This window comes from Corynebacterium sp. HMSC06G04, from assembly GCF_001807365.1.
In the GTDB taxonomy this organism is placed as follows: domain Bacteria; phylum Actinomycetota; class Actinomycetes; order Mycobacteriales; family Mycobacteriaceae; genus Corynebacterium; species Corynebacterium simulans.
The window spans coordinates 23,349-49,895 of record NZ_KV788621.1 but is presented as its reverse complement, the minus strand read 5'-3'; the positions used below and the strand labels follow the sequence as shown (position 1 = coordinate 49,895).

At 60.6% G+C, this 26,547-nt stretch carries 23 protein-coding genes; 9 read left to right on the top strand and 14 right to left on the bottom strand.

The features are described from left to right. Window positions 1–41 precede the first annotated feature (41 nt). The 5 genes from pstB to mshD all read right to left on the bottom strand — a co-directional run bounded on the left by pstB (window position 42) and on the right by mshD (window position 5,172). Window positions 42–815 carry a phosphate ABC transporter ATP-binding protein PstB gene (gene pstB, locus HMPREF3158_RS09265; protein ID WP_061924498.1) on the bottom strand — a complete coding sequence of 258 codons (774 nt, stop codon included), beginning with the start codon at window positions 813–815 and terminating at the stop codon, window positions 42–44. Window positions 816–864: 49 nt separating this feature from the next. Then, complete coding sequence (pstA, locus tag HMPREF3158_RS09260; RefSeq protein ID WP_062037334.1) at window positions 865–1,776, bottom strand: phosphate ABC transporter permease PstA; 912 nt, start codon at window positions 1,774–1,776, stop codon at window positions 865–867. Between the two features lie 16 nt (window positions 1,777–1,792). After that, entirely contained in the window at window positions 1,793–2,836 is a 1,044-nt protein-coding gene (pstC, locus tag HMPREF3158_RS09255) for a phosphate ABC transporter permease subunit PstC (RefSeq protein ID WP_061924504.1), read from the bottom strand. A gap of 127 nt (window positions 2,837–2,963) precedes the next feature. Then, window positions 2,964–4,058, bottom strand: coding sequence for a phosphate ABC transporter substrate-binding protein PstS (pstS, locus tag HMPREF3158_RS09250; protein ID WP_062037331.1), 1,095 nt, complete (start codon window positions 4,056–4,058; stop codon window positions 2,964–2,966). A 193-nt stretch (window positions 4,059–4,251) separates the two neighbouring features. Next, window positions 4,252–5,172 carry a mycothiol synthase gene (gene mshD / locus HMPREF3158_RS09245; RefSeq protein ID WP_062037328.1) on the bottom strand — a complete coding sequence of 307 codons (921 nt, stop codon included), beginning with the start codon at window positions 5,170–5,172 and terminating at the stop codon, window positions 4,252–4,254. A 33-nt stretch (window positions 5,173–5,205) separates the two neighbouring features. On the opposite strand from mshD, the gene HMPREF3158_RS09240 reads away from it, so the two are divergent. After that, complete coding sequence (locus tag HMPREF3158_RS09240) at window positions 5,206–6,015, top strand: LmeA family phospholipid-binding protein (protein WP_062037325.1); 810 nt, start codon at window positions 5,206–5,208, stop codon at window positions 6,013–6,015. A gap of 2 nt (window positions 6,016–6,017) precedes the next feature. Here HMPREF3158_RS09240 and HMPREF3158_RS09235 read toward each other — a convergent pair whose 3' ends face one another. Continuing rightward, window positions 6,018–7,046 carry a diacylglycerol/lipid kinase family protein gene (locus HMPREF3158_RS09235; protein ID WP_201057367.1) on the bottom strand — a complete coding sequence of 343 codons (1,029 nt, stop codon included), beginning with the start codon at window positions 7,044–7,046 and terminating at the stop codon, window positions 6,018–6,020. Between the two features lie 65 nt (window positions 7,047–7,111). On the opposite strand from HMPREF3158_RS09235, the gene HMPREF3158_RS09230 reads away from it, so the two are divergent. Then, window positions 7,112–7,750 (top strand): heme-binding beta-barrel domain-containing protein, encoded by a 639-nt coding sequence (locus HMPREF3158_RS09230; RefSeq protein WP_062037318.1) that lies wholly within the window; start codon window positions 7,112–7,114, stop codon window positions 7,748–7,750. 8 nt (window positions 7,751–7,758) lie between these two features. Here HMPREF3158_RS09230 and HMPREF3158_RS09225 read toward each other — a convergent pair whose 3' ends face one another. Beyond that, the gene (locus HMPREF3158_RS09225) at window positions 7,759–8,625 is read right to left on the bottom strand and encodes an aminodeoxychorismate lyase (protein ID WP_070498264.1); all 867 of its coding nucleotides are present in this window, start codon (window positions 8,623–8,625) and stop codon (window positions 7,759–7,761) included. A gap of 30 nt (window positions 8,626–8,655) precedes the next feature. Here HMPREF3158_RS09225 and HMPREF3158_RS09220 point away from each other — a divergent pair, with 30 nt between their 5' ends. Both HMPREF3158_RS09220 and HMPREF3158_RS09215 read left to right on the top strand, forming a co-directional pair. After that, complete coding sequence (locus tag HMPREF3158_RS09220; RefSeq protein WP_062037312.1) at window positions 8,656–9,714, top strand: CAF17-like 4Fe-4S cluster assembly/insertion protein YgfZ; 1,059 nt, start codon at window positions 8,656–8,658, stop codon at window positions 9,712–9,714. Between the two features lie 178 nt (window positions 9,715–9,892). Continuing rightward, window positions 9,893–10,093 (top strand): DUF3073 domain-containing protein, encoded by a 201-nt coding sequence (locus HMPREF3158_RS09215; RefSeq protein ID WP_179294342.1) that lies wholly within the window; start codon window positions 9,893–9,895, stop codon window positions 10,091–10,093. A gap of 494 nt (window positions 10,094–10,587) precedes the next feature. Here the strand turns inward: HMPREF3158_RS09215 and purM are convergent, their stop codons facing one another. From purM to HMPREF3158_RS09200, 3 genes are read right to left on the bottom strand one after another with little or no spacing between them, the layout of a single operon-like run. Next, a complete protein-coding gene (gene purM / locus HMPREF3158_RS09210; protein ID WP_061924525.1) occupies window positions 10,588–11,640 on the bottom strand; it encodes a phosphoribosylformylglycinamidine cyclo-ligase in 1,053 nt (350 codons plus the stop codon). Window positions 11,641–11,661: 21 nt separating this feature from the next. Further along, a complete protein-coding gene (gene purF / locus HMPREF3158_RS09205) occupies window positions 11,662–13,161 on the bottom strand; it encodes an amidophosphoribosyltransferase (protein WP_070498261.1) in 1,500 nt (499 codons plus the stop codon). A 10-nt stretch (window positions 13,162–13,171) separates the two neighbouring features. Then, complete coding sequence (locus tag HMPREF3158_RS09200) at window positions 13,172–13,576, bottom strand: sterol carrier family protein (protein ID WP_062037306.1); 405 nt, start codon at window positions 13,574–13,576, stop codon at window positions 13,172–13,174. Between the two features lie 34 nt (window positions 13,577–13,610). Between HMPREF3158_RS09200 and HMPREF3158_RS09195 the strand changes: the two genes are divergently transcribed. Further along, the gene (locus tag HMPREF3158_RS09195; protein WP_062037303.1) at window positions 13,611–14,630 is read left to right on the top strand and encodes an acyl-CoA thioesterase; all 1,020 of its coding nucleotides are present in this window, start codon (window positions 13,611–13,613) and stop codon (window positions 14,628–14,630) included. Here the strand turns inward: HMPREF3158_RS09195 and HMPREF3158_RS09190 are convergent. Both HMPREF3158_RS09190 and HMPREF3158_RS09185 read right to left on the bottom strand, forming a co-directional pair. Continuing rightward, a complete protein-coding gene (locus HMPREF3158_RS09190) occupies window positions 14,627–15,544 on the bottom strand; it encodes a MaoC/PaaZ C-terminal domain-containing protein (RefSeq protein ID WP_062037299.1) in 918 nt (305 codons plus the stop codon). The two genes, HMPREF3158_RS09195 and HMPREF3158_RS09190, sit on opposite strands and share 4 nt — an antisense overlap. After that, on the bottom strand, window positions 15,545–16,873 hold the full coding sequence (locus HMPREF3158_RS09185; protein ID WP_062037295.1) for a 3-oxoacyl-ACP reductase: 1,329 nt from the start codon (window positions 16,871–16,873) through the stop codon (window positions 15,545–15,547). A gap of 154 nt (window positions 16,874–17,027) precedes the next feature. Here HMPREF3158_RS09185 and HMPREF3158_RS09180 point away from each other — a divergent pair, with 154 nt between their 5' ends. Continuing rightward, window positions 17,028–18,326, top strand: a complete 1,299-nt coding sequence (locus tag HMPREF3158_RS09180; RefSeq protein ID WP_062037291.1) for an acetyl-CoA C-acetyltransferase — start codon at window positions 17,028–17,030, stop codon at window positions 18,324–18,326. Window positions 18,327–18,382: 56 nt separating this feature from the next. Beyond that, the gene (locus tag HMPREF3158_RS09175; RefSeq protein ID WP_062037286.1) at window positions 18,383–20,476 is read left to right on the top strand and encodes an acyl-CoA dehydrogenase family protein; all 2,094 of its coding nucleotides are present in this window, start codon (window positions 18,383–18,385) and stop codon (window positions 20,474–20,476) included. Window positions 20,477–20,498: 22 nt separating this feature from the next. Here the strand turns inward: HMPREF3158_RS09175 and HMPREF3158_RS09170 are convergent, their stop codons facing one another. After that, window positions 20,499–21,233, bottom strand: a complete 735-nt coding sequence (locus HMPREF3158_RS09170) for a PAQR family membrane homeostasis protein TrhA (RefSeq protein ID WP_062037281.1) — start codon at window positions 21,231–21,233, stop codon at window positions 20,499–20,501. Window positions 21,234–21,327: 94 nt separating this feature from the next. On the opposite strand from HMPREF3158_RS09170, the gene HMPREF3158_RS13290 reads away from it, so the two are divergent. Both HMPREF3158_RS13290 and HMPREF3158_RS09165 read left to right on the top strand, forming a co-directional pair. Further along, complete coding sequence (locus HMPREF3158_RS13290) at window positions 21,328–21,459, top strand: hypothetical protein (protein ID WP_256366447.1); 132 nt, start codon at window positions 21,328–21,330, stop codon at window positions 21,457–21,459. A gap of 96 nt (window positions 21,460–21,555) precedes the next feature. Further along, window positions 21,556–22,593 carry an alpha/beta hydrolase gene (locus HMPREF3158_RS09165; RefSeq protein WP_062037277.1) on the top strand — a complete coding sequence of 346 codons (1,038 nt, stop codon included), beginning with the start codon at window positions 21,556–21,558 and terminating at the stop codon, window positions 22,591–22,593. Window positions 22,594–22,818: 225 nt separating this feature from the next. On the opposite strand, the gene HMPREF3158_RS09160 is transcribed toward HMPREF3158_RS09165, so the two are convergent. Then, window positions 22,819–26,499, bottom strand: a complete 3,681-nt coding sequence (locus tag HMPREF3158_RS09160; protein WP_062037271.1) for a phosphoribosylformylglycinamidine synthase — start codon at window positions 26,497–26,499, stop codon at window positions 22,819–22,821. Window positions 26,500–26,547 lie beyond the last annotated feature (48 nt).

Here is a 26,547-nt window from a genome sequence, read left to right as displayed (position 1 = left end):
CGGATTGCCCCTACCAACTACGCCGAAACGGCAACTAAGGCTTAGCCGAAGCGGCCGGAGATGTAGTCCTCAGTGTCCTTCTTAGACGGGTTCTTGAAAATGGTGGTGGTGTCATCGAACTCCACCAGGTGGCCCGGCTTGCCGGTGGCCTCGAGGGAGAAGAAACCGGTCTTGTCGGACACACGCGCTGCCTGCTGCATGTTGTGGGTCACGATAACGATGGTGAAGTTTTCCTTCAGCTCGTGGATAAGGTCCTCAACGGCCAAGGTGGAAATTGGGTCCAGTGCAGAGCAAGGCTCGTCCATGAGGAGAACCTCTGGCTCCACGGCAATCGCGCGAGCGATGCACAGACGCTGCTGCTGACCACCGGACAGGCCGCCGCCCGGCTTGTCCAGACGGTCCTTAACCTCATCCCATAGGTTTGCGCCACGCAGGGACTTCTCGGCGACTTCCTTCAGCTTCTTCTTGTTCTTCTCACCGGACAGACGCAGGCCGGCGACAACGTTGTCCTCGATGGACATGGTTGGGAACGGGTTTGCCTTCTGGAAGACCATGCCGATGGTGTTACGGACGGAGACTGGGTCAACCTTTGGGCCGTAGATGTTCTGGCCGTCGAGCAGGATCTCACCCTTGACGGAAGCGCCAGGGATGACCTCGTGCATGCGGTTGATGGTGCGCAGAACGGTGGACTTACCGCAGCCGGAAGGGCCGATGAACGCAGTAACTGCCTGTGCTGGGATCTGCATGTTGACGTTCTGTACGGCGTGGAAATCACCGTAGTAGATGTTCACGTCATTGAGCTCAAGCTTTGACATTTTTTGAATTACTCCTGTTGAGGGGCTTTAGGTGTGGCGGGCGGGCGTGTTACTTCTTGACGGAGAACTTCGCAGAAACGAAGCGCGCCGCAATGTTGAGGATTGCAATCAGCAGGACCAGCGTCAGTGCCGCGCCCCACAGCTTGTCCAGAACGGCCGGCTGGGCGCCGGACTTGTACATATCAAGCATCATCAGCGGCAAGGAAGACATTGCGCCATCCATTGCGTCCCAGTTGATGGAAGAGGTCGAGCCGACCAAGACCAGAACCGGAGCGGACTCACCCATGACGCGGGCAACGGCCAGCATGATGCCGGTGACGATGCCGGACAGAGCGGTTGGCAGAACGATGCGGGCGATGGTCTTCCACTTCGGCACTCCCAGCGCATAGGAAGCCTCACGCAGGTCCATCGGGACGACGCGCAGCATCTCCTCCGTGTTACGAACGACGATTGGAATCATCAGCAGCACCAGAGAAAGCGCCACTGCCATGCCGGAACGGTCGAAGCCGAAGAGCGTGATCCACATTGCGAAGACGAACAACGCAGCGACGATGGAAGGAACACCAGAAAGGATGTCGACCATGAAGGTGGTCAGGCGGCTCAGCAGACCGCCGCGGGAATACTCCACCAAGTAGATAGCGGTGAAGATGCCAATCGGGACGGAAATGATGGTTGCCAGGAGGGTCTGGACGAAGGTACCGATAATCGCGTGCAATGCACCGCCGCCAGCCTCGGTATCAAGGATTCCGCGCTGCGAGGTAGTCCACCATTCAGGATTGAAAATGGCGCCGGCACCGCGAGCAAAAAGCTCCCAGAGCACCCAGACGAGTGGAATCATCGCGATGATCATCGTGGCCCACACGACGAAGGTGGCGATGTTGTTGGCGGTCTTGCGGCCGCCGGAAATATCAAGGAACGCCGATCCGGAGTTCTGCGGAAGGGTCTTTACTGGGGTAGACATTCAGGTTTACCTCTTCCTACTTCTTCTTCACGATGGAACGGGCAATGGCATTGACCACGAAGGTCAGCAGGAACAGCATGAGGCCGGCTGCGATATAAGCACCCGCACGCATCTCGTTACCGAACTCGGAAGCTGCCAGAGCGATCGCAGTAGCGAAGGTAGTACCGCCGTCGAAAAGCGAGAAGCGGAAATCAATCAGCGGCGAGACAACCATGTACAGCGCCATAGTCTCACCCAGCGCACGGCCCAGGCCCAGCATGGAACCGGCGATGTAACCGGACATACCAAAAGGCAGGACGGTCATGCGGATAACTTCCCAGCGGGTAGCGCCCAGCGCCAACGCGGACTCAATCTGGCCCGGAGGGGTCTGCACAAAGACCTCACGCGCGGTGGCGGCGATGATGGGCAGAATCATCACTGCCAGCACGATGCCACCGGTGAAGATGTTGCGGCCGGTCTCGAAGGAAGGCGAGTTGTCGTAGGTGGTGAACAGGAAGAAGCCGCCAGCCCACGAATGAATCCACTTATAAAAGCCTGAAAGAGCCGGGCCAAGAACCTGCCAGCCCCACAGACCGTAAACGATGGACGGAACTGCAGCGAGCATGTCGACCAAGAAGCCAAGCGGCTTCACTGCGCGGGCCGGAGCGTAGTTGGAAAGGAAGATAGCAATGCCAAGCGCAACCGGCATCGCGATCAGCAAGGCAACAACGGAGATGAGCACCGTGGAGCCGAACATGGTCGGGATACCGAACTGCATTGCGTCAGTGTTGTTAGTCTCCCAGCGCTGACCGTAGGTGAAAAAGCCTAGGAAGCCGCCCTCGTTGACGTTCAGTGCAGGCACTGCGCGCCAAATCAGGAAGGCTGCAATGGCAGCGATCATCACGGTGATTAAGGTTGCGGAGGCGGTGGAGAGAAACTCGAAAATTCGGTCACCTGGGCGTTTTACACCCGAACCGGACTTCACGATTGCGGCCTCGGAGCTACCAGCAGAAGAAGCAGGCCGCGAGGCGGCTTCTGTCTGCTCATTTGGTGGCGCCGTGGTGAGATTGTTGTCTGCCATGAGACTACGAAATCCTTTTCAACGGAAACTGTGGGAATTAATGTGCAACACACCGCAGCCCCCAAAGGCGCTCTGATGAACGGATTTGGGGGCGGGCAGTGCTGTCTTTTATTGCGTATCCAGCAAATTACTGGATTGCGTCAACAGCAGACTTCAGACGCTCGAGGTGGTCACCGGTAACAGGAATGAATCCAGCGGACTCGAGGTCGGAGCTCTGGTTATCCAGAACGGTCTTGAAGAAAGCCTTGACCAGCGCGGAGGTCTCCTCATCGTAACCAGCGGAGCAAACGATGTTGTAGGTGGTCAGGATGAGCGGGTAGGAACCCTTGGTGTCGGAGCCGAAGAGAGCCTCAGAGTCAACAACCATGTTGTGCTCGGAGCCGGTCTCCTTGAACTTCAGGTTGTCGAGTGCAACGCCGACGGTTTCGTTGGACAGCTCAACCGGGCCGTTGCCGAAGTCGATCTTGGCAATCTTGACGCCGTCAGATTCCTTCTGGTGTGCGTAGCCAGCCTCAACGTAGGTGATTGCACCTTCGATGGAAGCAACCTGGTCAGCAACGCCGGAGGAACCGTTTGCACCCTCGCCGACAGCGTCCGGGAACTGCTTGCCCTCGTTGTCCCAGTTGCCGGTGGCGGTCTTCAGGAACTTCTGGAAGTTGTCGGAGGTACCGGACTCGTCAGAACGGAAGATGACAGTGATGTCGGTATCTGGGAGGTCAACACCCTCGTTGGAAGCCTTGATCTCTTCGTCATTCCACTTGGTGATCTCGCCCTTGAAGATCTTTGCCAGGGTCTCGGTCTTCAGGTTTACTTCCTTGTCACCCAGGTTGTATGCGATTGCAACCGGGCCGATGGTGGTTGGTAGGTGCCATGCGTCGTTGCCCTCGCAACGCTTCTTGGCAGCCTCAACCTCACCCTTGTCCTCCTTCAGAGCGGAGTCGGAACCAGCGAAGTCAACGGTGCCGTTGGTGAAAGCCTCAACGCCAGCGCCGGAGCCGGAGGAGGTGTAGGAGAAGTTAGCGTCAGGGTGCTCGTCCAGGAAGGCCTTCTCGAAGACGGACATTGCGCTCTTCTGGGAGGATGCGCCCTCACCGGTGAGGTCACCGGAGACCTCAGAGCCGCCCTCAGAGCCCGAACCGGATTCAGAGCAGGCAACAAGGCCGGTGGAGGTTGCGGCAACAATGCCGAAAATTGCAGCGGTGCGCTTGAAGTTGCGGATCACGGGAAACCTTTCCAAAGCAGAACAGAGATTGTTATCGAGCAAACCGCACATCGCATTGGTAAAAGCGAAAGAGTTGAAAGAGAACTACCAACACCGCGGTTAACTCACGAAAACTAAAGCTATTCGGGGTGGGTTAACCGCAGAGGTGATTTCAGGTAAACAACAAATGAACATGTCACCAAAGTTGGTGAGACTAATCACGCCCCGAATAGACAGAATGGTCTTCAATAACGCTAAACCCGAGGCGCTCATAGAGCTTTACAGCCGGTTTATTATCCGCTTCTACGTAGAGAATTACCCGGTCAGCACCCTTTTCCACCATTCGATTCAGACCATAACGCAGCAAAGGCTTTCCCAAACCTTGACCGCGATAGGCCTCCGAAATGCCGATCACATAAACCTCACCAAACTCATCAATTTCCTCCTTGTGCCATTTGGTCCAGTGGAATCCGGCCAGCACGGGGGCTGCCCCATCATCGCCTTTCTTGGTGTCCCAATAGAAAAGGACATCTGCCGGATCGAACCATTCCGCTTCCATCCCGCGGTGCAAACGCTCTATATCCCATCCGCCTTGCTCCGGGTGCCAGGAAAAGGCTTCGTTGTTGGCACGCACCCATTCCTGCTCGACCAAGTCCGTGCCCCACCGCTCTACCGAATCGGTGAAGTTGGCGGGAGTATACGGGGCGTCGCCAAGCATGGAGTGCTCCGCCAAATCCTTACCGGCAACCTCCATGACCAGAAGCTGACGCACCTTTTCCATGTGGTTATTCTGCGCCACAGCCTGGGCTGCCGGCAGATTGCCATGCGCCCAGACATTTGCTGCAGGCTTTATCGCCCGCACGGCGTTAAGAAGCTCGTTGCCCCAGCCACGGCCACGATAATCGGGGTGGATAAACATCTCAGCATCGTCTCCGGCGACAGCCGCAAGGCCTATCGGCTCCGTGGCGTCGCTGAGCACCAAGTGCGTGTGTTCCAAGTGCGCGTCATCCAGGCCCAATATGAATTGCTCCGACAGGGGCGCAATACCGTCGACGCCCCGTGCTAAATCAGCGATTTTCTTGAGCCTTCCTGCGAGTTCTGGGCACTCTGGAAGTTGATAATTTTCGATATTCATACCCACCAGCGTACGTGCGGTAAGAATAGAAGAGTGACTGTTCTGCAAATCAACCGCAACGTTGTCCGCCTCGGCATCGTCGCCATCGTGGGCACCCTCGCCTGGCTTTCGGATTCTGCGGTGGCCATGCACGCAGAGCACACCGTGGCCCAAGAATCGAAGGCGGTCTCGCGCCTCGAAAATACTCCCGACGTCTACATCGGCGGCTTTCCTTATACGCTCGCCACGCTGACCAAAGAGATTCCTTATCTCGAGGTGCAATCTCTCGACGTCGAGGTGCCAAAGCTGGGCATGGTCAATGCTTCAACCACCATGCGCGATATCACCATTACCCCGCAGCAGGTCTTTAGCGGGAAGTTCGAAGGTGCCCCCGTCTCGACCTACACCCGCAGCATCAGCCTAGATGGCGTGGCGCTGGGCAGGCTGATGGGCATTACCGATCTTTCGATTGCAAACCCTGACAACATCTCCCCTATCGGCGGTACCGCAGCCGAGGCAGAGCTGACGGGTACGCTGCCGGGAGATAAAAAGAAGTCAACGGCAAAGGTCGCGCTGCGCCTGGTTGGCGAGCAATTCCACATGAATGTCTACGACACTGAGGATCCGCGCTTAAAGAAGGCCTTCTCGATGCAATTCGACACCCGCGACCTACCGCTGCCTGCACAGGCGACGTCCGTGAAACTGCATGGTGGCTCCATCACCTTTGAGGTGCAGCGCCGCAACATCAAGTTGAAGTCCACCCAGCTGTCCCCACTCGAAATCGAGGGTTCGGAGGAAAAGGCGGTGAAGGACGCGGAAAGGCGCGCCGTGGATACCGCCCAGCGCGTTGGTCAGGCCAGCTAGCGCTACTTAATTCGCACCAGATCGCGAAGAATCTCGCGCACGCTGCGCTCATGCGGCGGGCGCGGCTGCGAAGGCGCAAAGACCTCGATGGCATCTGCCACCGACTCCAAATGCACCTTGGTGAACTTGCCTTCGGACTCACCATCGGCTTGGAAGCGCTTCGGGGTCGGCGTTTCCAATTCGACCACCTGTGCATCGTCGAATTGCAATGCGCGGGCCTGAGTAATCTTGCTCAACACACGCTTGCGATCAACGCCCATCAGGTGCAGCATGCCCACCAAACCGTGAATGCCGCCCAAGTCAGAAACGCCGAAGAGCCCCAGACCCTTGTCAAAGGAATTGCGCGGGTTAGTAACCACCGGCAGCGGGCCCAAGAAGGTCCACGGGTTGGTATTGGAGGTAAACATCAAAGGCACCTTGTGCGCGGTAATTTCCTTGCCATCACGATTGACCGCATGGACGGAAATCTCCGGCGGAATGACGCGCGCACGCAGGTAAGCCTGCGCGGAGACCGCCAGATAACGCAACGGGGTGGCTGCAAAACCCATCTCACGGGCACGATCGACGCGCGCCAAGACATCCGCATCGAGGCCGAAGCCGGCGTTGACCGCGAACCAGCGCTCGTTCCAGGTGCCAAGGCGAATGGTGCGGCGGGTATCGCGCTCCAGCAGGCGTGCCAGTACGTGGGCAGCCTCCACAGGAGTATTCGGAATGCCTAAAGCACGGACGAAGACGTTGGCGGAACCAGTCGGAATAACGCCGAGCACCGGCAGCTCCTCCGGAGCCGGGCGCTGGTCATTATCTGCCGGACCGAGCAATCCGTTGACAACTTCATTGACCGTGCCGTCGCCGCCAAAGACGACAATGGCGTCATAATCCGCACGCCGAAGACCGCGCACGATCTCTTCTGCATGCCCCGCATAATGGGTAAATTGCATGCGCAGGTGGGCGCCTTCGACATCGCGCAGCAGCGGGATGACCTGCCTGAATAATGCATCGCTCTGCGAAGTCGAGTTCGGATTTGAAATCATTAATACTCGCACAGCGAACCAGCCTAGTGGTTTATATCCCTTTAAGACGACTAGGCTGGTGCGTCATGAGCGAAAATAGCAACGAAAAGCTAAATGGCAACGACGCTGTCAACAATGCCGCCGAAGCATGGAAGGACGCAGCGAACCGCAACATCCCGGCCATGGAAGTCGGCAACAACCCTCTGCCGCAGGAAACCGCTAACCTGCGTCAGGGCCCGTCGCTTCACGACGGCCTGCTAGCCCTTCTTCCCCTCGTAGGCGTCTGGCAGGGCGAAGGCCAGGCCCACGATGCTTCCGGCGAGCAGTACACCTTTGGTCAGCAACTTATTGTCAGCCACGACGGCGAGAATTACCTAACTTATAGCTCCCGCACCTGGCGCATCGACACCGAGGGCAAGCCGCAGGGTGCCGATATCCGCGAATCCGGTTACTGGCGAATCTCCTTGAAGGACGAGATCGAGATGACCTACACCTCCTCTAACGGAATCGTGGAGATCTTTTACGGCGAGCCTTTCAACGAGCGTGCATGGCAGCTCGAGTCCGCGTCCACCATGGTTACCGAAACCGGACCGAAGAACTTCGGCCCAGGCAAGCGCATGTACGGCTTGATGCCGAACAACAACCTGGGTTGGGTCGACGAGCGCATGGTCGACGGCGAGATGCGCCCATACATGTCCGCTGAGCTTGAGCGCGTAGCAGGCTAGTTTAAGCCCTACCGCGCAAGCGCGGCATCAAGCAGGCCTCGGATTTCCGCAGCGTTATCCGGGGCCTTTAGCTTTGAGCCATTGAGGTTTGTAACGCGTACGGCGGTGCGCGCTGAAGAGACCAGCCACACCGAATCGCAGCGCTCAAGATACTCCGGCGTGATTTCTTTAGCCTTGCAGCGATAGCCCTGCTGCTGCGCGTATTCGAAGAGCGCAGCCTGCGTGGTGCCGGAGAGAATCCCCTTCGCTGCCGGGGTGCGCAGCTTGTTTCCACGCACTGCCACGACGGTGGAGGTGGCGCCTTCCAAAACGATGCCACTGTCTGGGTCGACGAAGATGACGTCGTCAAATCCCTTCCCCTTTGCCAGGCGCAAGGTAGCCATGGTGGCAGCGTAGTTCAGCGTCTTGGCGGGCAATTCCTCGGCCACGTGCCACAGGCGCGGGGTGGTCATTACCTTGACGCCCTTCTCGCGCTGCTCAAGTAGCTTTTTATCGATTGCCTGCACCACAACCCAGGCGCTCGGGTGGCCCGTCGATGCACGCCCGCGGGTATAAGTCCACGTGCACTTGGCCTCGCCTATCTCATCACCGCCGAAGTAATCCGCGATGGCGAGTTCGGTGGCTTCCTTCCACTTTTCAATCTGCGGTTCCGGCAGCTCGAGGGCCCGCGCTGAGTTCACAAAGCGCGCGCTATGCCGGGCAAGGTTAGCCACCTTGCCATCACGCACCAGCAGCGACTCAAAGATGCCGTCGCCACGAGTGACAGCGGCGTCATCCCAATAGATAAGTGGCAGCGACGGAAGATGCTTGCGCACAGAGCCACCATAGGGCTCAACAACGTAGATGACCGGCTCTTTTCGAGGCGTGAACTCCATAATTTTTATTATGCCCTACCATCGGATCTCGTGAGTTATTCTTCGCCACTTTTAGCGCGCACAGGCGCCGCTGAGTTCCAAGACGCCACTGCAATCGACGCCGTGGGCGTCGCCTGGCACTACGGTAACCCGCTCAAGGAGCAAAGGAACATCGAAACCGGCTCCGGGATCGTGGACCGCTCCCAGCGCCGCGTCATCAAGGTCGGGGGCCCAGAGGCTGCGACCTTCCTCAATAACCTGTTATCGCAAAAGCTTGACGACGCCCCCTCTGGCTTCAGCGCCGGCGCCCTCGACCTAGACATACAGGGCCACGTGCTCCACCACATGGATCTCACCCGAGTTGACGAGGCCTTCTACCTGGATGTTCCAGAAGCCCAGTTTTCTTCTCTGCTGGAATTTTTGACCAAGATGATCTTCTGGTCCCAGGTGACTGTGGAAGAAGCACCCTTGGCAGTCATCACCGTGCTGGGTTCTGCCCTGCCGGCGCCAGCAAGCGCGGTGGTGTCGCGCGACGTCGCCTGGCGCGGCCCGCAGCGCACGGACTATCTCGTCCCGCGTGAAGACCTAGAGGCAGCCGTGGCGGAACTGGAATCGGCTGGCGGAACCTTGGTGGGGCTAATGGCCTACACCGCCGAGCGTGTAAAGGCGCTGGAGCCGGAACTCGCCGCGGACCTGGACGCAAAGGCGATTGCCCACGAGGTCCCGCACTGGATTTCACGCGGGGATGCGCCGGCATTCGTGCACCTGAACAAGGGTTGCTACCGCGGCCAAGAGACCGTCGCCCGGGTGGAGAATCTCGGCCGCTCGCCGCGGCTTTTGGTGATGCTTTATCTGGATGGCTCGGCACCTACTCGTCCGGAGATTGGTGCAGACGTTACTCTTGGCGGGCGCCGCGTGGGACGTCTCGGAACAGTGGTCGATGACTGCGACTTTGGCCCCATCGCACTCGCGCTGGTCAAGCGCTCGGCTTTGGGTGGCCAGCAACTGGCCATTGGGGATGTCGCTGCATCCGTAGAAAATGACTCGCTCCCAGTCGATGAGGGCCCAAAGGCGGGACGAGCTGCGGTAGAAAAGTTGCGTGGCCGATAACTCATTTAGCCCTCTGCGCGAGTTATCCCACTCGTTTTGGCATATGTAGGGGGGTGGTGCGGAATTTTTTCGTCACACAGGCTATTGTGTCTAACAGGAAGATACACTTTTAGATTTAAGCCGATGGGGCGTCCAAGAATCCCTGGAACGCCCTACTCACCTCAAGGGGGTCATGCACATGGGACGCGGACGCGCAAAGGCAAAGCAGACCAAAGTTGCACGCCAGCTGAAGTACAATTCGCCTGAAATGGATCTGGATTCGCTCCAGCGGGAGCTTGCCTCCCAAAACCCGAACAACTCCCACGATTACGAGGACGAGGATCCTTACGCCGACTACGTCGACGAGTGGGACGAAGACGACGAGGAGGACCAGCGCTAAGGCGCTTTCCTTTTCGCCGCTGGGACTCCAGCTGTAGGCCGCAGCCGCTTCGCGTGGTTGCGGCCTTTTGCTTTTGGCCGCTGCCTGGCTCTTTCCCGCGCTACCCTGCTCTTCACGGCCGCTTCCCTGGTCTGCCTGGGCTGCCCCTACTCTTCCCTCGGCCTTCCCTCGGCCTTCCCTCGGCCGGCATTTCCAAATGGTGAGGAACAAATGGTGAGGTGAGGAGTCACCCGCCCCAGGAGCCCACTGTAGTCACAGCGGTTACGGTGCGACCTCACCATTTGGAAAGCGCACTAGGCTTCGACTGCATTTGGCGGCCGCGGAACAGACGGCCCTAAATGGTGCGGTTTTACCATCCGCGCGAAAACGCCGAAGAGCCGAGCGGAAGCGCAGGAAAACCGGCACCGGAAGAGGAAAACCACAAACGGCCTCCCCTCCTCCACCGCGATGTGGCAGAGAATGGAAGGCCGAAAGCAGAAGTGGTTGGGCGGGGCTTAGTAGTTCGGGTGCTCGCCGTTCATGATGACGCGCTCTTCGCCCTCGCCAGCGGCGCGGATGGTGCCGAGTTCCCACGCATCAACGTGGCGGGCAGCCATCATAGCCAGGGCGCGCTCGCGATCCTCCGGAGCGACGACGGCAATCATGCCAACGCCCATGTTGAAGGTCTTCTCCATCTCCTCCAGGGAAACCTTGCCCACAGAAGCGATGGTCTTGAAGATCTGGCCCGGGGTCCAGGTGGAACGGTTAACTTCAGCGGTCAGGCCCTCCGGAATGACGCGCTCCAGGTTACCGGCCAGGCCACCGCCGGTGACGTGGCAGAAGGTGGAAACGTTGCACTCAGCGGTCAGAGCCAGGCAGTCCTTGGCGTAGATGCGAGTCGGCTCCAGCAGCTCCTCGCCGAGGGTGCGGCCAAGCTCCTCGATGTGTCCATCGAGCGGTAGACCTGCCTGCTCCAGCAGGACGTAGCGAGCCAGGGAGTAGCCGTTGGAGTGCAGGCCGGAAGAGGCCATCGCGATGAGGACATCGCCGTCACGGACCTTGTCCGGGCCCAGGATGGAATCTGCCTCGACTACACCCACGGCGGTTGCGGAGACGTCGTATTCTTCTGGGTCCATAACACCTGGGTGCTCAGCGGTCTCGCCGCCGAGGAGCGCAGCGCCTGCCTGCACGCAGCCCTCAGCGATACCCTTCACAATCTCTGCGACCTTCTCCGGCACGACCTTGCCCACGGCGATGTAGTCCTGCAGGAATAGCGGCTCCGCGCCGCACACCACGAGGTCATCGACGCACATTGCAACCAGGTCGATACCGATGGTGTCGTGGACGTCCATCGCCTGCGCAACGGCCAGCTTGGTGCCAACGCCATCGGAGCCTGCAGCCAGGACCGGCTCTTTGTATTCGCCCAGCTTGAACAGGCCCGCGAAGCCGCCCAGGCCGCCCATGACCTCCGGGCGGGTTGCACGCTTTGCGTGCGGCGCAAACAGGGTGACGGCACGGTCGCCTTCTTCGATGCTGACGCCAGCTGCCGCGTAAGTATTCTCGCTCATTTTTGTTCCTTGCCTTGTGTTTTAGGATTCTTCGCCGAGCAGGGAGCGCACGGCCTCAGCGTTCGGGTTGCCGGCCGGGAGGCCGAGTGGGTAGACACCGTCAAAGCAGGCGGTGCACAGCTCATGGTGAGGCTGCTGGGTCGCGGCGACCATCTCATCGATGGAGACGAAGCCGAGGGAGTCCGCACCGATGGCGTCACAGATAGTCTTGCAGACTACCTCTGGGTCATCCGACGGATTCGCATTCGCAATGAGCTCGCCCGGGGAGGCGAAGTCAATGCCATAGAAGCATGGCCACTTCACTGGCGGCGAAGCGATGCGCACGTGCACCTCCGCCGCGCCCGCCTCGCGCAGCATGCGAATCAGCGCGCGCTGGGTGTTGCCACGCACGATAGAGTCATCCACGACCACCAGGGACTTGCCCTCAATGACCTCGCGCAGCGGGTTCAGCTTCAGGCGAATGCCCAGCTGGCGCAGCGTCTGGGTGGGCTGAATGAAGGTGCGGCCAACGTACGCATTCTTCACCAGGCCGTGCGCGAAGGTGATTCCGGACTCCCGGGCATAGCCCACAGCCGCCGGGTTACCGGACTCAGGCACTGGAATGACTAGATCCGCGTTCGGCGCCGGGTATTGCCGCGCTAGGCGACGCCCGATTTCCACTCGGGTCGCATTCACCGAACGGCCCTTGATGTCGGTGTCAGGACGCGCCAAGTACACATACTCGAAAACGCAGCCGTGGCGGGTTGGCTCCGCAAACTTCTCGGAGCGGATGCCGGCTTCGTCGATGGAGATGAGCTCGCCCGGTTCAATCTCGCGGATGAACTGCGCGCCGACGATGTCGAGCGCACAAGTCTCCGAAGCCACGACCCAGCCCTTTGGCAAACGACCCAGCACCAGCGGGCGCACGCCGTGCGGGTCGCGCGCAGCGTAAAGCGTGTGCCCATCGGTAAAGGTCAGGCAGAATGCGCCATTCACGCGCGGGAGCAGCGCACGAGCGGATTCGAAGACGCTGACGCTATCACTCACGCCGTCGGCAAGCAGCATGGACAAGCACATGGAATCGGAAACCGACTCTTGCTGCGGTGCAACCAGCCCGCGCTCTACTGCTTCCTCGCGCAGCTCCAAGTAGTTAACAAGGTTGCCATTATGGCCCAAGGCAATGTCGATGCCATTGGAGGTGGTGGCAAACATGGGCTGCACGTTGGCCCATTCCTTGCCGCCTGCGGTGGAGTACCGGGTATGCCCTACGGCGACGTTGCCTTGAAGAGAGGCCAGGATGGATTCATCGAAGATATTGGACACCAGGCCCATATCCTTGAAGACGACAAGACTGTCATCGTCACCGACTGCGATACCGGCGGCCTCCTGGCCACGGTGCTGCAAGGCGAAGAGACCGAAGTAGGTCAGCTTCGAGATCTCTTCCCCCGGAGCCCAGACGCCAAAGACGCCGCATTCCTCGCGAGGTTCGGTCTCGTTGTGATCATCGAGATTGGTGATATGGGGAGTTCTTTCAGCTACCACGGCGCTAATCCTAGTCGTTGTGGGCAGTAGAAACTAACGGAATGACTGGCAGCCATCCTGCGATTTCGCCAGAGCGGGAGCCGGAAGCTTCGAGGCGAGCGGCGGAAACGGCCTCCTCCCAGCGGAGCAGGCCCGTGGCCAGCTGCAACCACGTCAATGGGTCCATCTCCACCACATTGGGTGGGGTACCCCTCGTATGGCGAGGACCTTCGATGCATTGGACTGCCACGAATGGGGGCACCCGCAGCTCCACGGAATGGCCCGGCGCGTCGGCTTCGAGGGTGCGGGCGGTGCGACGGACGGCATCGGCAAGCAATGCCCTACCTGGTTTTTCCACCTCATCGGGGCGTTTTATCCAGTCTTGGACCGCCACCACGGCAGCGCGCGTGGCCGCTGGGTCTACCTTATTTTTCATGCGCTAATTCGGCCTCCCTGATAACTTTCTATGCATGTCACTAACCCTTCCGGAACAAGAGAATACTGAAACCGCGAAGTCGCCATCGATCACCCTCCGATTCATGGCGGCGCCCACGGATATGACCATCGCTGGTGCGCAGGGCATTGGCGGCGGCCGCGTCTTGGAGTGGATCGACAAGGCAGCGTATGCGTGCGCGGTCCAGTGGTCCGGTGCCTACTGCGTTACCGCCTATGTGGGTCACATCCATTTCACTCGCCCGATTCCTTCCGGGCACTTGGTGGAGGTGCGCTCGCGAATCGCCATGACAGGCCGTTCTTCGATGCACATCGTCAACGAAGTCCTTTCCGCAGACCCACGCGATGGCATCTTCACGCGCGCTTGCGATTGCTTGGTTATTTTCGTGGCGAAGGATCCGGAAACGGGTAAGTCCACCCCTGTGCCACCGTTTGAGCCGACTTCCGACGACCAACGTCGTGTCTGGGAGGCGGCCGAGTCCCGCATCGAGCTGCGCCGCGCCATCGAGGATGAGATGGAAAAGCAGACTTATGACGGGCCTTCCGACGCCCCGCGCATGATCAACCGCTTCCTAGCAAAGCCGACCGACGTCAATTGGGGCGGCAAGGTCCACGGCGGCACCGCCATGGAGTGGATCGATGAGGCGGGCGCGGCCTGCACCATGGAGTGGTCGGGCGAGCACACCGTGGCCGTTTATGCCGGCGGTATTCGCTTCTACCAGCCGATTGCCATCGGTGACCTCATCGAGGTGGATGCCCGCATGATGCGCACCGATGCGCGCTCCATGCAGATGTCCATCCACGTCCGCTCTGGCAACCCGCGCGGTGGACGCCAGAATCTGGAGACCGCCATCCACGCCACGGTTTCTTATATGGCGATGGACGCCGACTGGCAGCCGATGGCAGCCCGTCAGTTCACGCCGAAGACGGCAGAGGACAAGGCGCTGTGGGAGCACGCCGGCATCCTGCGCGAGCTACGCGGAAAGTACTCCCCGAAGCCACTGGTTGTGGCTCCGCAGCACCAGCACTTGGATTAGTGCGCTGGCTCCACGTTGACGGCAACGTGGAGCTTTTCTACGTTTTTGGCCTGGCGCAGCTGCGCGTTCCAACCGGAGCCTTCTTTTTGTTTAAAAAGCGCCGTGGTGGCGGGCAATATGACCGGCTTGTAGAAGTCTGCCTGCACGCGCACTGCATCGGGCAGGCGCCCCTCAAACGCAGTGAGCATCTTGGCGTGGGTGAACATGCCATGGGCAATCGTGTTCGGAAAACCAAAGGCCTTCGCGCCCAGCCGGGAGGTGTGAATGGGGTTCTTATCCCCGGAAGCGGCCGCGTAGGTCTTTACGGCTTCCGGGTTAAAACGCAGCGTTGCCATGGCCGTTACCTCCGGCGCGGGCTTTTCCGGCTGCGGCAGGAAGCGGGCAGCTTCTGGCCTTACCTGCACATCTGCCGGGGTGGAGGAAGAAAAGTGCGCTTTGGGCCCTAAGAATGCGGAGGTTTGCTGCCAGACCAAGATGCCTTCTACATAAATGGAGGTAATCATGTCGAGCACCAGCCCCTTGCGGTGGCTGCGCAGGTTCTCCGCGTGGACGTCGATGGTAAAAGTATCTTCCACGTGCAAAGGGCGGAATTGTTCAATCTTGTTTGAAAGATGAACGATGCCCATGGCGGGGAAAGGAAAACCCGGCGAGTCCATGACTTTGACCGCTAGCGGGAAGGCCAGCGCATAAGGGTAGGTAACCGGAACCTCGTTGCCCAGGCGGAAACCCACTGCTTGGCAGTAAGCAGCAAGATGCTCCGGATCAATGTGTACGCCTTCTACCCGGTAGGCAATTGGTGGGTCATCGATAACGCGTTTTCCCGCAACACCGGGCAGCGCCTTTATCACCTGCTTGCGGTAAAGCGTGGAAAGCTGCGGAATCTCTTTCAGGTTCTGCACATTGCGGTCTAGCATTTACGCTCCCATCATGTTCTGGCCGCACACGCGCACGGTGTTACCCGTGACCGCCGCGGAGGCCGGGGCAGCGAAGTAGGCGACGGTCTCGGCGACGTCAACTGGCAAGCCGCCCTGCTGCAGGGAATTGATGCGGCGGCCAATCTCACGTGGGCCGGTGGGCATGGCTGCGGTCATGGCAGTTTCGATAAATCCCGGCGCCACCGCGTTGATGGTCGAACCGTTGTCTGCCAGTACCGGGGTGAGGGCATCAACCAGCCCAATGATGCCGGCCTTGGTGGTGGCGTAATTGGTCTGACCGCGGTTGCCGGAGATTCCCGCCATGGAAGACACGCCCACCACCGCTGCCCCGGTTGCAAGATCTCCGCTATCCAGCAGCGCCTCGGTGATACGCACTGGAGCTATGAGGTTAACGGCGAGGACGGCGTCCCACTGCCCCTCGTTCATATTGGCCAGCAGCTTGTCACGGGTAATGCCGGCATTGTGGACGATGACGTCGATGGGGCGGCCATAGTGGCGCTGCGCATGCTTTGCGATGGTCGCGGCAGCACCCGGGTCAGTAACGTCCAGCGGTAGCGCGGTGCCCTTGACCTTGTTTGCCGTTTTGCTGAGGTGCTCGCTCGCGGCGGGGACGTCGATGCAGATGACTTGCGCGCCATCGCGCGCCAACACCTCCGCGATAGTGGCGCCGATGCCCCGGGCTGCGCCGGTGACCACGGCAAGACGGTCTTGAGAAGGCGCCTGCCAGTCTGCGTCCGCCGCGGCGGTAGCGGCCTTCACGCGCACCACCTGGCCGTCTACGAACGCTGACTTACCGGAGAGGAAGAAGCGCACCGTGGATTCGATTTCCGCCGTGGCGCCGGGTTCGACCCAAATGAGGTTCACGGTACCGCCTTTGCGCATCTCCTTAGCCAGCGAACGCGTGAAACCCTCGAGGGCGCGGGCGGCAATGCGGGCATCGATGGTCGCGGTTTTCTCCGGGGTAGTGCCGATGACCAGCAAGCGTGCATTCGGTGCGAGGTTGCGCAGCTGCGGATGGAAGAAATCGTAGAGCTCCCGCAGCTGCTCTGGCTCCTCGATTCCGGTGGCGTCGAATACCAGCGCACCCCGGGCAGTTTCCGCCTCCACCGAAAGCAGCTGATAGTCCACTGCGAGCGCAGTGGAAAGGAAGTGGGCGATGTGGCCCGCTCCTGCAGAACCAATGACCACTGGGGCGTCTAAAGCCGGCTCCCCGGAGGTGAAGCGGCGCAGCGGATAGCCCTGCGGCACGCCCACCTTCGCGGCTACTGGAGAGTTGATTAGTTTCTCAGCGAAATTGAGTTTGGGCATTCGAAATCCTTCCTTTAACAAGGTTGCAAGCCTTTTTGCAAGAGGTTGCAGGGTTAGTTAATTGAGTGATACAACTAACACTATCATTCGGAGTGTGATTTAGAACATTCCAGTGAAAACTTTTCTACCTCTGGTTTCCCAGCAAGGAGTCGCAATGACCAGCAGTTCGCCCCGCGTCGCAATCCTGGGCGGCAACCGCATTCCGTTTGCCCGTTCCAACAAGGAATACGCGCACGCCTCCAATCAAGACATGCTCACCAGCGCCCTCGACGGACTCGTCGCGCGCTTCGGCCTGCACGAGGAACGGTTAGGGCTCGTAGCAGCAGGCGCGGTACTCAAGCACTCGCGAGACTTCAACCTCACCCGCGAGGTAGTCCTTGGCTCGGCGCTTACTTCTACTACCCCGGCACTCGACATGCAGCAGGCCTGCTGCACCTCATTGGCCGCCGCCATCCATGTTGGTGACGCCATTGCCCGCGGCCGCATCGAATCCGGCATCGCTGGCGGCACCGATACCATCTCGGACGCCCCGCTCGCCGTCAACGATTCCCTGCGACGCACCCTCATCAGACTCAGCCGCGCAAAGACTTTTTCCCAACGCGCAAAGCTCATCGGCTCAATTCGCCCCGCCCAGCTCGCGCCCGAGCAGCCCCAAAACGGCGAGCCGCGCACGGGGCTTTCCATGGGCGACCACGCGGCTATCACGGCCCGCGAAATGGGCATAAGCCGCGCTGACCAGGACAAGCTCGCGCTCGCTTCTCACCAGAAGCTCCATCAGGCCTGGGAGGAAGGTTTCTTTAACGACCTCAGCACCGGCTTCATGGGTGTTAACCGCGATACCAACCTCCGTCCTGACTCCACGCCAGAAAAGCTCGGCCAGCTAAAGCCGGTCTTTGGAAAGCGCGATGCCGAGCAGCACGGCACCCAGGCCACAATGACCGCCGGCAATTCGACGCCGCTTACCGACGGCGCGGCAGTCACCCTCCTAGGCAGCGAATCCTGGGCCGCAAACCATAACCTCGAGCCGCTTGCCTACCTAGTTGATTCCGAGACCGCCGCAGTGGACTTCCTACACGGCGGAGACGGCCTTCTCATGGCGCCGACCTATGCGGTGCCGCGCCTCCTCGAGCGCAACAACCTCACCCTGCAAGATTTCGACTTCTACGAAATCCACGAAGCCTTCGCCTCACAAGTCCTTGCCACCCTGAATGCGTGGGAGGACGAGACTTACTGCCGCGAGCGCCTCGGCCTGCCCGGCGCACTCGGCCCCATCGACCGCAGCAAGCTCAACGTCAAGGGTTCTTCGCTGGCTGCCGGCCACCCCTTCGCGGCCACCGGGGCGCGCATCCTCGCCACCGCCGGGAAGGTCCTGCAGGAAGCAGGCGGCGGCCGCGCTCTTATCTCCATCTGCGCCGCCGGCGGCCAAGGCGTGGCCGCCATCATCGAACGCTAACCCGCACCCCAAAAATCCCCGGCTGCCAAAAGCAGCCGCCCAAAGAAGGAAAAACCATGGCACTCCTCAAGACTCAAAGCAAGGATTCCAGCGCTGCTTCCTCCACCGAGGCAAACCGCGCAAATCTTCGTTCCACCACCGCCCAAGCAGAGCCGCGCAGCCCGCGCCGCCTGCCCAAGACACCGAAGCCATCCGTAGCTACCGAGCTGGGCAACCTACTCGATGGCCCACACGCCGCCTTCCGCCAGGAGCTACGCAAGTTCATCAATGACCCGGAGCTCTTCCCGCATCCAGATCTCTCCGTCGCCGAGCAGCGCGCGCATACCTTCAACAATCTCGCTAAGGTGCGCGACTTCGGCGGTTTCCAAAAAGGTCTGCGCCGCGACAATGGCGGGCCTGGCAAACCGATTCTTTCCACTTTCACACTCGAAGGCCTGGCTTGGGTCGACGGCTCACTCGCCATCAAGTCCGGCGTGCAGTGGGGACTGTGGGGCGGCGCCCTCGACCAGCTCGGCACCGAGCGCCACATCGAGTGGATTCAAAAGGCCGCATCCCTGGAGCTACCTGGTTGTTTCGCCATGACCGAACGCGGCCACGGCTCTGATGTGCAATCCCTTGAGACCACGGCGAACTACGACCCGGAAACCGATGAATTCATCATCAATACCCCGAGCGATACCGCGGTGAAGAACTACATCGGCAACGCCGCCCAGGACGGCCGTGCCGCCGTCGTGTTCACGCAGCTTATGACCCCGGAAAGCGATGGCCGCACCCACGGCGTGCACGCCATCATCGTTCCGATTCGTGACGAGCAAGGCAACGCGCTGCCGGGCATCACCTTGGGCGATCACGGCCACAAGGGTGGACTCGTGGGCGTCGATAATGGCACGCTCCGCTTCGACAACGTGCGCGTACCGCGTGTGAACCTGCTCAACCGCTTCGCAGACGTCGATGAAAAGGGCAGGTATTCCTCGCCGATTGAAAACCCCAACGCCCGCTTCTTCACCATGCTCGGCACGCTGATCCGCGGGCGCATGGGCGTGGCTGGTGCCGCGGGCGCCGCCACGGAGGCCTCGCTAGACATCGCGGTGCGCTACGCCAACCGCCGCCGCCAATTCGAAGGCGCAACCGGCGCCGAAAAGCACCTTATCGATCACCGCCAGCACCGCCGCCGCCTGCTCATCCCGCTGGCGCGCTCTTATGCGCTGCACCTGCTGCACAACCAAATTCTGGAGCGCTACCAGGAGATGAATGACAGCCAGGAGGCAGGCTCGTGGTCCGTGACCACGCCCACAGAGGAGCAAAAGTATGCCTCCCGCGAGATGGAGTCTTTGGCCGGCGCGATTAAAGCCGCACAAACCCAGCACGCCATCCGCACGATTCAGGAATGCCGTGAGGCCTGCGGCGGCGCAGGTTATATGTCAGAAAACCGCCTGACCACCTACCGCGCCGACTCCGATGTCTTCGCCACCTTTGAGGGCGATAACACCGTGCTGATTCAGATGGTGGGCAAGAACTTGCTCACCGCTTACGGTCGTGCGATGAATGACATGTCTCCATGGGATACCGTGCGCTATGCCGCTACGACCGCCACTGAAGTGGTCCGCCGCCGCACTGGTTTCACCACGCGCCTGCAGGGCCTGGTGGACCTGGTCAATCCGAACGAGGCATCGCTTTTCGACGCCGTCTACCAAGCCAAGCTCATCGACGACCGTGCCCAGTCCGTCCTGCTTTCTCTCGTTCGTCGCATCCAGCCGGCCCGCAAGGCCGACAAGGTGCAGGCAGCCGCCATCGTGGACCAGTGCCAGGATCACCTCATCGCGGCAGGCTGGGCCCGTGTAGATACGCTGCTGGTCCAAGCGATGATTGAGGCGGAAGACCGCCTGGAGGTAGGTTCCCTCGCACGCCAGGTCTTTGAGCAGCTACGTCACCTATTCGTTCTGTCCACGCTGGTCGAGCACGCCGGCTGGTATCAGGAGCACAACTTGCTTCCGGCCGGCCGTATGAAGGCCGCCCGCGCTGCAATCAATGATCTGGTGGATTCTTTGGCACCGTGGTCCGTGGTTCTTGTTGACGCGTTCGGCCTGCCTTCCGAGGTATCCAACATTCCGATGCTCACCGAAGCCGGTGTGGACCCGCTGCGCGATTAGGTGCCTGCCCCCAATTGAACGCCTAGGCCGCCACGACCATCCAAATGGCCACCATGTGCACAACCGCAGCCGCGATAGTCGCGCTGTGGAAGTGCTCGTGGTAGCCATACCACCGGGCGTTGCGGCCCGGCCATTTGAAGCCATAAGCCAAAGCGCCGAGCGAATAGATCACTCCGCCGGCAAAAAGCAGCCACACAACTACGGCGCCAGCGGCACCCCACAGGGTGGGAATGAGTGGGACCACCAACCATCCCAATGCCAGATAGACCACCACATCGAGCCAGCGTGGATGGTCTATCCACAACAGATTCAGGATGACACCCAATATTGCCCCAGCCCAAGCAATAGCCAACATGAGCGATGCCTGCTTCACGTCTAAGACGATGGCACACAGCGGCGTATACGTCGCCGCAATAAAAACAGCGATGGTTGCGTGATCCGCCCGACGCCACCAACGCACTGCCCGCAAACTCGGCCATGGCCAACGGTGATAAAGGGCGGACACGCCAAACAAGCCCACTACGCCGACGCCGTAGACGGTAACGGCTAGCGCGTGCCACCAGGGCAGCGTCATCCAGGAATAGGTAATCAGCACAGTAGATGCGATCACCGAACAAATCGCGGCAAAGAAGTGACCCCAGCCGCGAGTGAGGGGGCGCGGGCCACGGTCAGCGATGAAATAACGCCGCTCAACGAGCCCCTCAGGTGGCGCCTGCCCCACCCCTGCTAATAGCAAAGTGTTTTCCTTGTTAGCCATCAATGGGTAGCCGCCTCACTTCGGAGAAAACTTACGTTGCCGTAACTATACGGAGCCCGCCGGACGCTTTCAAGGGAATGCCCACTATTTTGTTATGCGTATTAAATTTTGCACCGGCGCCAAAATCGGCGAGGCCTGGCCGGATTCGACCGACTACGACTTCTTCGGAGCGCAGCTGTACAAGACCTGGGAGACGACGCTCGGGCAAACACTCGACATCGAATAGCACGTGCCACTTTTGCCCCAGTAGTTGAATCTTTTTTCCACTTTCCCTGGGAAATACTTATACAAGCTGAAAAATCCTTGTACACTTGCTCCCACTATGACTTCCTCACGCTCCATTGGAACCCTGCTCAAGTCCGTCGCTGCCGCCGGCGTCCTCGCGTTGACGATCGGCTCAACCACCACCCCTGCCATGGCTCAGTCGAGCCACTTAGAGAAGGTCTCCTCGCGCGTGACCAACCCGCAGCCTTGGCTGGGTGACCAGGCCAAGATCGTGGGCAAACGCCACATCAACGGCAACCACTGGGTCGTCGACGTATGGTCTCCTGCCAACCGCGAAATCATCACCAACAACGTGCTGCTGCCGGGCGGCGACCAACCGCGCCCGAGCTTCTATCTCCTGCCTGGCATCCAGGGCGGCCAGGAGGGCATGAACTGGATGACGCATACCGACGTCGGACCATGGTTCGCGGATAAAAACGTCAACGTAGTCATGCCGCTTGGCGGCCCATACTCGCTGTACACGGACTGGAACCAGGCCGACCCAATCCTGGGCGTAAACAAGTGGAACACTTACATGACCCAGGAGCTTCCGCCGCTTATCGACGCCGAATTCCACGGCACCGGCCGCGATGCCATCGGCGGCCTCTCCTCCACCGGTGCGGCGGCGCTCGATATCGCGGCGCATGCGCCACAGCGTTTCAAGGCGGCCGCTTCCTACTCTGGCTGCCCAGTGCGCTCTGATCCGACGGGCGTTCTGACCTCGACGGCAATGATGGCTTACGGAGGCGGCTCCTCTTTCAACGCGTGGGGTCTGCCGGGCTCGCCGCAGTGGGCGGACCATGACCCGAACTTCAATCCGGGTCGCCTGCGCGGTGTAGATGTCTTCGTGGCTTCTGCATCCGGCAACCCGGGTCCAATTGACGGCAACAACATCAACCCGGTGACCAGCGTTGGCCCGCGTGCAGTTGAGGTGGTTGCCAACCAGTGCACCGAGACCTTCACGCACAACGCGCGCCGCGCCGGCGTGAACGTTAACCGCTACTACAGCGAGCAGGGTTCGCACTCCTTCGGGCTCTTTACACACGAGATGAAGGTCAGCTGGGCGCAGACCATCGCGCGCGCAATCGGCGCTTAAGTCGCGGCGCTCACGCGATTTCTCCTGGGCATCACGAACTCCATTCGCTCTGAGGCTTCCACCCCGGTTGGGTCCCCGTCTTTGGGTCCCCGTCTTTGGGTCCCATTGGTTGGGTCCTATTGCGAGTGGAGTTTTGTGTTTTGGGGTAAAAAAGGCTCCCTTTGCTAGCAAAGGGAGCCAAGGAATGAGACCCAACCAGGGGGACCCAACCAGCCGGGCTCGGAACTACTTGCGGAAGTACTCTGCTGCAGACTCGAAGAGCTTCATATCGTACTCGCCCGGCACGTTCTTGTAGGTAGATGCCGAGATGCGTTCAGAGTGGCCCATCTTGCCCAGGACGCGGCCGTCCTCGGACATGATGCCCTCAAGGGCGAAGAGGCCACCGTTCGGGTTAACGGAGATATCCATCAGCGGGTTGCCTGCAACGTCGACGTACTGGGTAACGGCAGCTGCCTTTAGACGCTCCCATTCGGACTCACCAGCGGTGATGCGGCCTTCGCCGTGAGAAATCGGGACGGTGAAGACATCACCCTCGTTAATCTTGGACAGCCACGGCGATGCGTTATTGACCACGCGCACACGCGAAATACGCGACTGGTGGCGACCAATCGTGTTGAAGGTTAGCGTCGGGGTCTCAGTGCCCGGCTCAGTAATCTTGCCGAACGGCACCAAGCCCAGCTTGATCAGCGCCTGGAAGCCATTGCAGATGCCGAGGACCAGGCCACCGCGCTCGTCGAGAAGCCCCTGCACACCCGCGGTAAGCGACGGGTTACGCAGGAAGGACGTGATGAACTTCGCGGAACCGTCCGGCTCGTCGCCGCCAGAGAAGCCGCCCGGCAGGAAGAGCATCTGGGAGCGATCCAAAGCCGCGGCCATGCGGTCGACGGACTCAGCGATGTCTTCCGGGGTGCGGTTGCGCACCACGAGGATCTCCGGCTCGATGCCAGCGCGACGCAGCGCGCGGGCGGAGTCGTACTCGCAGTTGGTACCCGGGAAGACCGGGATGAGAGCGGAAGCCTTGGCGCCACCGTGGGTCGGGGTGATGGTCGGCGCCTCAGATCCGGAGACCGAAGAAGTGGCGTCTGCCAGGGAGACCGAACCAGTCTGCTCAATGAAGCTCGGGTAGATCTCTTCGAGAGTGCCCAGGTAGGCGGCCTCAGCGTCGGCAAAGGAAACCTCGGTGCCGCGGTAGGTGAAGCCGCCCTCGGCGGTCTCACCAATAACCGAGCCCGCGGTTGGCTCCTCGCCGTCTGCCCACTCCAGGACGAAGGCGCCGTAGGCATAGTCGTAGAGCGGGGCGTCGTCAGTAAAGGCGAAGCCGATGCCCTCGCCCAAGCCCATCTTCAGCACGGACTCGGCAGGGCCGCCGAAGCCCGGGGTGTAAGCGGAGATGACCTTGCCGGAGCGCAGCAGCTCCGTCACGGTGCGGAAGTTGGCAACCAGGGAATCTGGGGTGGGCAGGCCGGCCAGCGCAGTATCCTCTGCGCCAGCGATCTCCGGCTGGAAGAGCGTGACCTTGTGACCCGCTGCCTTGAAGTAGTTCGGCACCATGTGAGTGGCATCGTCGTGGCTGACGGCAACCGAGATGACCGTCGGTGGGACGCTGAGCTCTTCGAAGGTGCCGGACATGGAGTCCTTGCCGCCAATCGCGGCGACGCCGAGGCCAAGCTGGGCCTTGATGGTGCCCAGCAGCGCGGCGGCCGGCTTGCCCCAAGCCGCAGCGGAGTCCATGCGCTCGAAGTACTCCTGGAAGGACAAGTAGGTCTCATCAAAGGAGGCGCCGGTAGCAATCAGCTTGGACACCGACTCCACCACCGCGAGGTAAGCCCCGTGGAAGGGGCTGGCCTCGGTGACGTATGGGTTATAGCCCCAGGACATCACAGAGCAGTTGGTGGTCTCTCCCAGCGCCGGCAGGGTGTGTGCCGTGGCCTGGATCGGGGTGGCCTGACGCGTACCGCCGAAAGGCATCAGCACGGTGCCGGCGCCGACGGTGGAGTCGAAGCGCTCCGACAGGCCCTGCTTGGAAGCCACGTTGAGGTCGGACGCCATGGAGATAAAGGAAGCGGAGAAGTCTTCCTCGCGTGCCCACTCGCGGGCCGCGCCGCGCCAATCAGCGGCGGGGGCAACCTCGATGTCGACGTGCTTGTCGGCGCCGTTGGTGTTTAGGAATTCGCGGGAAAGGTCAACGATGGTGTTGCCGCGCCAATGCATGCGCATGCGGCCAGAGTCAGTGACCTCCGCAACGACCACGGCGTTGAGGTTCTCCTCGTTAGCCAGCGCGATCAGCTTGTCGAGGTCGCCTGCCTCAACGACGGTGGCCATGCGCTCCTGGGACTCGGACAGAGCCAGCTCGGTGCCGTTCAGGCCCTCGTACTTCTTCGGGACCGCATCGAGGTTGATCTCCAGCGAATCCGCCAGCTCGCCCACTGCGACGGCGACGCCGCCGGCGCCGAAGTCATTACAGCGCTTGATGAGCTTGGAAAACTCCGGGTTGCGGAACAGGCGCTGGAGCTTTCGCTCCTCCGGCGCATTACCCTTCTGCACCTCCGCGCCCGCGGTGGTCAGCGACTCCACGGTGTGCGACTTGGAGGAACCAGTAGCTCCGCCGATACCGTCACGGCCCGTTGCACCGCCGACGAGCACCACGAGGTCACCCGCCGCCGGAACTTCGCGACGTACGTTCGCCGCCGGTGCGCCCGCCACTACCGCACCCATTTCGAGGTGCTTGGCGACGTATCCCGGGTGATAGACCTCATCAACTAGGCCGGTAGCCAAGCCAATCTGGTTGCCGTAGGAGGAATTTCCGGCAGCTGCCACGCGGGCAATGGTCTTCTGCGGCAGCTTGCCGGCGCGAGTGGTGGTCTCCAGCGGGTTACCGGAGCCGGAGATGCGCATCGCGCCGTAGACATAACCGCGGCCAGACAGCGGGTCGCGGATTGCGCCACCGATGCAGGTAGCAGCGCCGCCAAAAGGCTCGATTTCGGTTGGGTGGTTGTGGGTCTCGTTCTTAAACAGCAGCAGCCACGGCTCTTCCTTGCCATCCACGGTAATGGTGACATGAACGGTGCAGGCGTTGATCTCCTCGGAGACGTCCATGGCGTCGAGCTTGCCCGTGGCACGCAGCACCTTACCAGCGATGGTGCCCATGTCCATCAAAGTCACCGGCTTAGCGCGGCCGATGGACTCGCGGGCTGCGAGGTAGTCCTGGTAAGCGGCCTCAACGGCCGGCTCATTGAAGGTAATGGAATCGAGGACGGTCTCGAAGGTGGTGTGGCGGCAGTGGTCGGACCAGTAGGTATCAATCACCTTGAGCTCGGTGATGGTGGGTTCGCGGTCTTCGGAGGCAAAGTAGTTACGAATCAAGGTGGCGTCGTCAGCGTCCATGGCCAGGCCGTGGGATGCGACGAATTCGGGGAGGGCGGCGTCGGAAAGCGCAGTGAAACCCTCAAGGGTCTCTACGTCGGCGGGGGTATCAACGTGCAATGCCAAAGTCTCCGGCAGCTCCAGCGCTGCTTCACGGGACTCGACGGGGTTAATCAGATCCTTGCGCATTGCGGCAGGAATCTCACCATCTACCGCATAGACCACCGCGGTGCGTACGCGGGGGCGCTCCTTTTCAAAGAGGAACTGAATGCACTGTGCCGCGGAATCAGCGCGCTGATCAAACTGGCCTGGAAGCGGTTCAACGGCGAGAACCCCGCCTGCAACTCCAGCCTCGTCCAGCGTGGGAAAAGTAGTGTCTACCTGCGGTTCTGAAAGAACCAACTTGACCGCGGTAGCAAATTCGGAATCGGTGGCGCCCTCTACGTCGTAGCGATTGAGCACGCGCACGTTGACGCCGTACTCCTTCGATAATGCAGCGGCATGCCCGCCCTCGCGATTTTCCACATACACGCGCTGAACCATCGTGCCTCCAGTTTCATTCAGCTCAAGTTTTAACTCGGTAGTCGACTT

Bases quoted from the DNA above. Each gene is read 5' to 3' on its own strand.
- pstB (WP_061924498.1), bottom strand. From the start codon at position 815: ATGTCAAAGCTTGAGCTCAATGACGTGAACATCTACTACGGTGATTTC.
- pstA (WP_062037334.1), bottom strand. From the start codon at position 1,776: ATGTCTACCCCAGTAAAGACCCTTCCGCAGAACTCCGGATCGGCGTTC.
- pstC (WP_061924504.1), bottom strand. From the start codon at position 2,836: ATGGCAGACAACAATCTCACCACGGCGCCACCAAATGAGCAGACAGAA.
- mshD (WP_062037328.1), bottom strand. From the start codon at position 5,172: ATGAATATCGAAAATTATCAACTTCCAGAGTGCCCAGAACTCGCAGGA.
- HMPREF3158_RS09235 (WP_201057367.1), bottom strand. From the start codon at position 7,046: ATGATTTCAAATCCGAACTCGACTTCGCAGAGCGATGCATTATTCAGG.
- HMPREF3158_RS09230 (WP_062037318.1), top strand. From the start codon at position 7,112: ATGAGCGAAAATAGCAACGAAAAGCTAAATGGCAACGACGCTGTCAAC.
- HMPREF3158_RS09225 (WP_070498264.1), bottom strand. From the start codon at position 8,625: ATGGAGTTCACGCCTCGAAAAGAGCCGGTCATCTACGTTGTTGAGCCC.
- HMPREF3158_RS09215 (WP_179294342.1), top strand. From the start codon at position 9,893: ATGGGACGCGGACGCGCAAAGGCAAAGCAGACCAAAGTTGCACGCCAG.
- purM (WP_061924525.1), bottom strand. From the start codon at position 11,640: ATGAGCGAGAATACTTACGCGGCAGCTGGCGTCAGCATCGAAGAAGGC.
- HMPREF3158_RS09200 (WP_062037306.1), bottom strand. From the start codon at position 13,576: ATGAAAAATAAGGTAGACCCAGCGGCCACGCGCGCTGCCGTGGTGGCG.
- HMPREF3158_RS09195 (WP_062037303.1), top strand. From the start codon at position 13,611: ATGTCACTAACCCTTCCGGAACAAGAGAATACTGAAACCGCGAAGTCG.
- HMPREF3158_RS09190 (WP_062037299.1), bottom strand. From the start codon at position 15,544: ATGCTAGACCGCAATGTGCAGAACCTGAAAGAGATTCCGCAGCTTTCC.
- HMPREF3158_RS09185 (WP_062037295.1), bottom strand. From the start codon at position 16,873: ATGCCCAAACTCAATTTCGCTGAGAAACTAATCAACTCTCCAGTAGCC.
- HMPREF3158_RS09180 (WP_062037291.1), top strand. From the start codon at position 17,028: ATGACCAGCAGTTCGCCCCGCGTCGCAATCCTGGGCGGCAACCGCATT.
- HMPREF3158_RS09175 (WP_062037286.1), top strand. From the start codon at position 18,383: ATGGCACTCCTCAAGACTCAAAGCAAGGATTCCAGCGCTGCTTCCTCC.
- HMPREF3158_RS09170 (WP_062037281.1), bottom strand. From the start codon at position 21,233: ATGGCTAACAAGGAAAACACTTTGCTATTAGCAGGGGTGGGGCAGGCG.
- HMPREF3158_RS13290 (WP_256366447.1), top strand. From the start codon at position 21,328: ATGCGTATTAAATTTTGCACCGGCGCCAAAATCGGCGAGGCCTGGCCG.
- HMPREF3158_RS09165 (WP_062037277.1), top strand. From the start codon at position 21,556: ATGACTTCCTCACGCTCCATTGGAACCCTGCTCAAGTCCGTCGCTGCC.
- HMPREF3158_RS09160 (WP_062037271.1), bottom strand. From the start codon at position 26,499: ATGGTTCAGCGCGTGTATGTGGAAAATCGCGAGGGCGGGCATGCCGCT.